Below are 6,675 nucleotides of genomic sequence, written 5' to 3' on the forward strand. Positions count from 1 at the left end.
CAGAGCCTGAACCGGGAATGGCTGCTGACCGCCATCACCCACACCGGCAAACAGCCCCAGGCCATGGAAGAAGAGGGTGGCAGCGAACCCACCAGCTACCACAACGACTTCACCGCCATCCCGGCCGATAAAACCTGGCGGCCAGTGTGTGAACACAAACCCATGATGGACGGCCCCCAGATGGCCATCGTCACCGGCCCCGAGGGTGAAGAGATCCACTGCGACCAGTACGGCCGGGTGAAAGTTCGTTTCCCCTGGGACCGCTATTCGAAAAACGACGAACACTCCAGCGCCTGGCTACGCGTTGCCCAGGGTTGGGCTGGCGGCCAATACGGCTTTATGGCCCTGCCCAGAATCGGCCATGAAGTAATCGTTTCCTTCCTGGACGGCGACCCGGACCAGCCCATCATCACTGGCCGAACCTATCACGCCACCAACACACCGCCCTACGCGCTGCCGGAACACAAAACCCGGACCACATTAAAAACCAAAACCCACAAGGGTGAGGGCAGCAACGAACTCCGGTTTGAAGACGAAGCGGACCAGGAACAGATCTACGTCCACGCCCAGAAAGACCTGGACCTGCTGACCGAAAACAACCGCACCGAAGTCATCAAGAACGACAGCCACCTGACGGTGGAGAACAACCGCTTCAGCCACACCAAAGGCAACAGCCACCATACCGTGGACGGCGAAAAGCGCGAACAAACCGGCAAAGACCACAGCTTCAACGTCACCGGCACCCTGCACCTCCAAGCCGGCACCGCCTGGCTCAGTGACTCGGGCACCGAACTGCATATCAAAGCCGGCCAAAAAGCGGTGATCGAAGCAGGAGCCGAAATCACCCTCAAAGCCGGTGGCAGCTTCGTAAAAATCGACCCCAGCGGCGTGACCTTGGGTGGCGCGAGTATCAAGATGAACGCCGGTGGCGCTGGCGGTAAGGGTAGTGGGCAGAAAGTGCAGGTGCCGGAGAGGCCCGGGTTGGTAACGGCTGCGGGCGGGGTTGTGGCGCCGGTGGCGTTGGCGGAAGTCGATCAACGTCTGGATGCCGAGCCAAAAGCCATCGTTGCCCATCGCCTCAAGCAGGCACGCATGCAAGGAACGGCCATTGTTGAGCAGTGCCAGCAACAACCTGATGGCTCCTGTCCGCTCGGTAACTGCCCGTGCGGCAAGAACCAGTCGGCATGATCGGAGGGGGACGGTCCGTGGCATTACCAAAGCCTTCATCTGCCAAAGTGCGTTACCTGGTGTTGGAAACCCGCCAGAATCCACCGGTTGTGCGGTCTTTGTATGCGCAGGCAGACAACCCGAAGTGGGTGCACCTGTTTGCTGAAACAGACTGGCAGCAATACCTGGCTGAAAGCCCCGTTGTCCTGGAAGCAAACCAGAGTAGCCCTGAATACCAGTGGGCGCTGAAAGGACTGAAAGAGGGACGATTAACGGGCCTGATTCTGGAGTCGTCAGAAGGGCTCGAGTCCGTCACGAAATGGTTAAGAGCGCGTCTGAAAGTACGCTTCGATGGGCAACGACAGGGCCTGTTGCGCTTCTATGACCCGGATGTTTGGCATCGGCTATCTCCGGTGGTCCAGGACCAAGCGGATGTAGTGGAACGAGTTATCTACTGGCATGGTGATTCCGGTGAGGCCCGCTGGCTAACCACCGAAAAACCAAGCCCGTTTAACATGTTCCCTGTGCCCACACTGAACGAAAGCCAATGGCAGGCATTGAACATTGTTACGGCCTGAGAATGAATTCACCGCTAGACAAAGCAAGGAATGACAGGGATGTCTGAGAACAACTCGAACCAGGTTGCCGGAAGCTGTGGTCCCGCCTGTGAGGGCGAATCACTGATTATTGAGGTGATGGGTAGGGATCATCCGGAGGGGCACAGTTTCAGAATCTTTGATGACACCAACTACGAGCAGCAGGAATGGTTGGAAAATCAGGTTCAGGTTGAACCACTGGAAGATTCGGTTCTTCACGTTTGGCCCTGGCGAGGGCAACCCAGTCGCAATATCTGGATCGAGATTGAAGCCGATGGCAGCCCGATTCGAGTACCGTTCCTGAAAGGAGCCGCTGGCATTGATCGGGAGATCGAGCGGCAACGTCATGTAATTTTGCCTGTTGTTCCCGCCACGCTGATCTCTGGTGTTGAGTTGCATGGAAGCAACCCGGTTCACCACGTACTTGCTAGAGCTGGATTCCTTTACCTGTTTCATGAAGGAAAGCTTTGGCGGGAACTGGAGATCCAGCTCGATGAAAGTGGCGTTACCCGATACTACGATGTCGCTTTGACTGAACATCGCGCGAACGATGGCAAACTCAGGGCTGGCTATCGCGATGTGACTGGAACCGGTCTTGAAGAAATCTGGCTGCCAGCCAGGATCGGTGGTGGCTGGCTGAATCTGCAAGCGGCGTACAGCGAATCACAGTGGCCGGGTGAGCGCGTAAATCACCTTGAACGGTCAGATGGTGACCGTTCAAATCGCTGTAACCTGATCAGGATGCAGTTTGATACTGACCGCAAAGAGGACGTTGCCAACCTTCGTGTGTCAAACGGAAATACTACAGCGTTTCTCGCCCAATATTTGGAACCTCAGCGGCCAAGGAAGCCTGCTCTCGAGTGGCAGTTTGATCGCCCGGAAAAGTACTTGCTGGATCTGGACGGGATATACCACGACACAGCGATGCGGGCTGCAGTGTCGATGCACCAGCGGCAAGAGGATCCTGATCCGGAAGATCCGGTTGCTGAAGATGAGCGCCCAGAGATGACGGCTTTATCCAATTGTTTGCACAATACACTGCAGGAGCTGAACCTCGCAGAGGCGGAGTCACCGGTGGAAGGCCGGCAAGGGGACCCCGAGCCATTTTCCTGGGACGGCTCGGAATCTTGTGTGGCGGACTGCACCGAGCAAGCCAAGACTCGTGGTATTGGTGCGATCCGGTTGGATGATCCGGTTTATCAGTTGCGATATAACCAGCGTCGTCGTCAGGTGGCCGCCTGGTTCATGAATGCGGCAGTACGGCGGGCCCGGTTCAGGCCCTATTTCGATTCTGCATTGTTGGTCCACTCAGTTCTTGAGCCTGAGTTGATCGGCTCTGAGCCAAATCCGCTCCATAAGCACATGTCTGAGGTAAACAGAGATGGCAGGGTGGAGCTGGAGCGTTCGCTGTCCGTGTCCGAGCGAGCAATGGCCAGGCAATATCTGGATCGCGTTCACACGGAATTGTTAGAGCGGCTATCTGATGAGCGCACTCATCATGTGCTGACAGACCTGTTCACACATTCCAGTTACGACTATGCAGGTGCATTCAACTTTGTGACTTCTCTGGTCATGAATCTGGTGACAGAGCCTGCGGAGTGCGATGCTCTCGACGTAGATGTTGAAGGGGCCGTGGATGGCCAAGGGAAACGATGGCTTGAAGGCTTGTGTGAGGGCCGTCACAGCCGGGTGTTACATTCCTTGCTGTTCCCCCGCTTTCAATCGGAAGACCTGGAAAAGCCCTATGAGGCGCCCGCTGAACCTAAGCCCAATCACGGCAACGGCAGGTTCCGGGAGACGGATCTGGCCGCAATGGCTGAGATGGATCTGCCAGACATTGACGATCTCAAAACCATGGACGGGCTTGAGCTTGCCGTTGAGGCTGCTGCAGGTGCCTACGAAACAGTTTTAACGACTGGCATGCGACTTGGTAGCCAGGTACTGATGAGCGTTCACGGCAATATGTGGGCTGCCATCCATCACGCAAGTCATGCGATTCAGGCCCGAAATAGTGAACTTGCAGATATTCGCGAAGAACTTGAAACCCTTCGGACGCAAAAGACCGAACTTGAAAACCGGCGTTGGGCCGTTGAGCGAAGGTTAGATAACCTCAGAGGTAAGGAAGCAGAGCTTGCGGATATTCGGAACCGACTGAGCCAGATGGAAACCCGTTACCAAGGGTTAATGCTACAACAGCAAGCAATTGCAAAAACAGCGATTCTCGGCCGGATGAAGCTCTACTCCGGATCAATCGAACAGTTGCGCCGCTCTCTACCAGGTTTGCTCGGGAAGATGGAACTTAAACGTTTTTCCAAGGCGTTGCAGAAGGATTATCTGGTTATTGAGATCAGCAAGAGCCGGCTAAGGCAGTTCACTAATCAACGGGATATCGCGTTGTTCGGGGACTTTGTTCAGCAGGGGGCTGATCAGGAAGTTCAGGCGTCCACCAATAAGAAGCGGAGCAGCGCAGCCGGTATTGCTTCAGACGTTGCGGATGATGTTTATGTGTTGGTTATCCCGAAAACCGAAGCAATTGCCAGAGCGTTGGAGGAGATCTCTGCTGCAGAATCCCGGTTTCGAGAGGCAGTGCATGCGTTGGAAGCTCTGGAAGGGGCACTGGATAACGCACCGAACACCCCTGCAGCTGCTGCCGCGATAGCTGCGCGAAAATTAGATGCTGCGAAGCAGGAGTTGGACACCGCGGAGAGAGAACTGAAAGCGTTTGAACGAGATAGCGCGCGGGTTAATGGAAGAGAGCAATATGTAAGTGAACTTGAAGCAGCGAATGATGCTGCTAACCGGGTTGATCAGGCCGAGATCAGCAGTAAAAGATCCAGCCGACTGTACCGAGTGCTGAACAAGCCGGTTTTTCCAGTGTTTGTTGGCTTGATGGAGCTTCATAATACTTCGAGCGTTTGGGCAGGGCGCTCACGGGACGCCCGAGTAAAAGGCGACGTTCGTGCGAATATTCGGATGCTTAGTGCTGGGGTCGATTTGCTAGCCGCCGGTGCGGCGATCAGTGAGCGATGGGTGATGGGGCCCTCAAAAATTCTGTCTTTAAGCCCTAGCGGCGATTTCGGGGCAGCGGTGACTAAACGACTGGGTAGCCCTTTAAGCGTGCGAAGTGGTTTGGGTGCCGCGGCAGGTTTTTTGATGGCGTTAGATGCTGGTTTTGATGCCTACTACGAATACCGGATGGGCAACACCGGTGCGGCCATTGGCTATGGTCTTCTGGCAGGAAGCGGTGTGGCGTTTGGCTTTGCCAGTCTGGTTGGAAAGCCTGGCTTGTTGCTGGTACTTGGACCAAAAGGCTGGCTGGTTGCCGGTGTGGTACTTGCGGTGGCAGGTCTGGCCACTGTATTGGCCTTTAGTGATGAGCCTCTGGATATCTGGATGAGGCACGGACCTTTCGGACCATTGAATGAAAAGCCCTTTCTAAAAGAGCCGGAGGAAGCATACTATCGATTGATCAGCCTTTTGATGGGCGTCTCAGTCCGACTAGAGTACAACCCTTTACGTCTGGCTGCCCGTGAGGCCCTGTCGTCAGAAGAAGTTGAACCTGATGGAAGGACGCTTGCGCTGTCAAATTCCGGTGAACGCTTGGTAATCGAAAGTGCTATTCCTGGGTTGTTCAGTTCTGGGATGTTTTCCAAAGTTATCGTCAAGCTCCAACTTTTTGAAACGATTGCGGTTACCAGAGGAAGAGGCCAGGTCCGCGTAAATAAGATAGCTGGAGACGATGTGGAACAGTATCGACTGTTGACGGAGCAGTCTGAAACAGGAGCGCACGTCTACCTTAATGCTCCCGCCAACGAGCGACGGCAGCTCGACAGCTGGTTCTGGGAGGGTGATGTATGGGAAACAAAGACCTATCGTTGGCAGGCTAAAGTGCAGATTCAGGCGAGGAAATCTCCTGGTGGTTTGTTGATGGTTTTCCCGGCCCCGCCTCCCGAGGATTCTTTGTCCTATAACAAGGATAACGATTCCCATAGCAAACCTGAGTTCAATCGAAACAACCAGCCGTTCTGGTACAGTCAGAGAGTTCAGGAAAATGTTGAATAATTTATCCAGCGCTGCTTGCGCCGGTGATTACTACGGGCAATGTGCTTACCGTTCTGATGTTATCCCTCCTCAGAAGAATCAGGTAGAGGAATTGAACCGTACAGGACTGGATCGGTCTGCCAGTCTTCGTCTGCCATGGGGTAATACCAGTGAGGTTGTGCCCCCTTCCTTTATGTCTGATGATCCGCCCAAGAAACTGCGAAAACTAGAAAGACGGGAAGATTTGGCTGAAAAGCACGGGCTTCAGGTCGAAAACAACCATGAGTGCTTTCGTCATGCGCCTTTGGCATTTCAGGCTCGGTTACTCAATATGATTAGTATCTTGGGATGGTTTTGGATGTACATTGTTACTCCAATGTATCTGGTAACCTTGGTACTTATGTCTCCCCTGTTCACACCATCGGAAAAAAGCTTACTTTCCTATATACAGCATTTAGGTACGCCACATTTTGTGATCCTTTTCGGCGGGCCGATTATCCGGATCATCTCTGCCTTGGTTATGAGACTGTTTCCCAAATGGCTTTTCAGAAACGGCCGCGGCCCCGAATGGGAGTTCAACCGCCGCACCGGCATGATCAAGGTCTGGCAATATTCCCGGAAGCTCCCGTTCGTGCCCCGAAAGCCTCCGGTCGTGATCGAAAAACCCTTCTACGAATTTGATGCCTGGTGCTGCGCCCGGGTAGATCGTTTCGGCACTCTGTTTGATCTGGTGCTGTCTCACCGGTATAGCAAGCTGGACGTCACCGTTGGCGATATCCTTGGAGCCCACGGCAGCGCCACCATGTGCTACGCCTACTGGGACTTTATCCAGAATTACATGGATATCACCAAGCCCCTGCCGGAGCTTCCC

At 54.4% G+C, this 6,675-nt stretch carries 3 protein-coding genes and 1 pseudogene; all 4 read left to right on the forward strand.

The window, feature by feature from the left end:
* On the forward strand, nucleotides 1-1,188 hold a 1,188-nt coding region (locus C7H10_RS13260), incomplete at its 5' end, for a type VI secretion system Vgr family protein (protein ID WP_146136818.1).
* A gap of 17 nt (nucleotides 1,189-1,205) precedes the next feature.
* The gene (locus tag C7H10_RS13265; protein ID WP_244178281.1) at nucleotides 1,206-1,745 is read left to right on the forward strand and encodes a DUF4123 domain-containing protein; all 540 of its coding nucleotides are present in this window, start codon (nucleotides 1,206-1,208) and stop codon (nucleotides 1,743-1,745) included.
* Nucleotides 1,746-1,784: 39 nt separating this feature from the next.
* The gene (locus tag C7H10_RS13270; RefSeq protein ID WP_106695275.1) at nucleotides 1,785-5,825 is read left to right on the forward strand and encodes a hypothetical protein; all 4,041 of its coding nucleotides are present in this window, start codon (nucleotides 1,785-1,787) and stop codon (nucleotides 5,823-5,825) included.
* A 499-nt stretch (nucleotides 5,826-6,324) separates the two neighbouring features.
* Nucleotides 6,325-6,675: pseudogene (locus C7H10_RS19250) on the forward strand (hypothetical protein); the annotation flags it as partial.

The sequence above is a fragment of the Marinobacter shengliensis genome (assembly GCF_003007715.1).
Classification (GTDB): Bacteria; Pseudomonadota; Gammaproteobacteria; order Pseudomonadales; family Oleiphilaceae; genus Marinobacter; species Marinobacter shengliensis.